This is a genomic window from Oleiphilus sp. HI0067 (assembly GCF_001635735.1).
In genome coordinates, this window is the sequence record NZ_LWFI01001407.1 from 1 (window position 1) to 1,614 (window position 1,614).

General features: G+C 46.0%; 1 protein-coding gene. It reads right to left on the reverse strand.

What is annotated here, in order from left to right:
• Nucleotides 1–1,614: isoleucine--tRNA ligase (ileS, locus tag A3739_RS22340; protein ID WP_068502822.1), on the reverse strand; the 1,614-nt coding region annotated here is incomplete at both ends.

The following is a 1,614-nucleotide window of genomic DNA, read 5'->3' on the forward strand; positions in this document are numbered from 1 at the left end:
AAGCCATGTGTAAGCACTTGCTTGTATGGCGCTTCACCCTTGATCGCAATACCAGTTTTCAAAGATGACTGGAACCAACCACGGTGCTGATCCGAACCTTCTAAGTACAGATCTGCCGGGTATTGACCAAGCTCTGCGCGCTGTTCAAGTACCGCTGCATGTGTCACACCAGAGTCGAACCATACATCTAAGGTATCGGTTACTTTGTTCCAGTTGTCTGCATCATCGCCAAGTAGCTCTGAAGCATCTAAATCGAACCATGCATCCATGCCAGTGCCTTCGACACGCTGAGCCACTTGTTCAATCAGCTCTGACGTTTTTGGATGAAGTTCTTGAGTTTCTTTGTGCACGAACAAGGCAATCGGAACACCCCAAGTACGCTGACGTGAGATACACCAATCAGGGCTTTGCTCAAGCATCGCTTCAATACGATTTTGACCCCAAGATGGCACCCATTTAACGCCTTTCACAGCTTCTAGCGCTTTATCTTTCAAGCCATTTTCCGTCATGCTCACAAACCACTGAGGCGTTGCACGGAAGATTAGTGGCGTTTTTGTACGCCAGCAATGCGGGTAGCTGTGCGAGAACTTTTTGCTAAGAACTAACTTGCCTTCGTTAGTTAACGCTTCAAGAACCGGACCGTCGGCTTTATAAACGTGCTGACCTGCAAACATCGGAACGATATCGCGATAAACACCGTTATCGTCGACATAGTTAAGTGTTTTTAAGCCGTACTTATTGCCAACATTGAAGTCATCAACACCATGGTCAGGCGCTGTATGTACTGCACCCGTACCGGCATCTGTTGTTACGTGATCACCAACTAGTACAGGAAGCTGCTTGTCGCGGTAAAAAGGATGAACCAACAACTCACCTTCAAGATCAGAACCTTTCGCCGAGCCAACGACTTCAAAGTTTTCAGCACCATAACGCTCCATAGCGTCATCAACGAGTGCTTGCGCAAGAACCACAAGTTCTTCGCCCAATCCTAGATCGACTTTCACTAAGGAATAATCAAGATCAGGATTCAAAGAAACCGCTTGGCTAGATGGAAGCGTCCAAGCCGTTGTTGTCCAAATTACGATAGAAAGATTTTGGCCATTATCGGCGGCATCAAATTTACCAAACACAGAAGCTCGATCGACAACATCGTAACGGGCATCAATAGCTGTACTTTCTTTGTCTTGATATTCAACTTCAGCTTCAGCCAACGCAGAACCACCCACCACACTCCAGTAAACTGGCTTGAAGCCTTTTACTAAGTGGCCGTTATCAATGATCTTGCCTAATGCACGAATAATATCGGCCTCGAACTTGAAGTCCATGGTGAGATAAGGCTTGTCCCAATCACCAAAGACACCTAAACGAATGAAGTCTTCTTTCTGACCAGCTACTTGCTTTGCTGCATATTCACGACATGCTTTACGGAACGCCGAGAACTCAACCTTAACGCCTGCTTTACCAATTTTCTTTTCAACATTGTGTTCGATTGGCAAACCGTGGCAGTCCCAACCCGGGATATATGGCGCATCGAAACCACTCATGGTTTTCGATTTCACGATAATGTCTTTAAGAATTTTATTAACAGAGTGACCAATGTGGATGTTGCCGTTC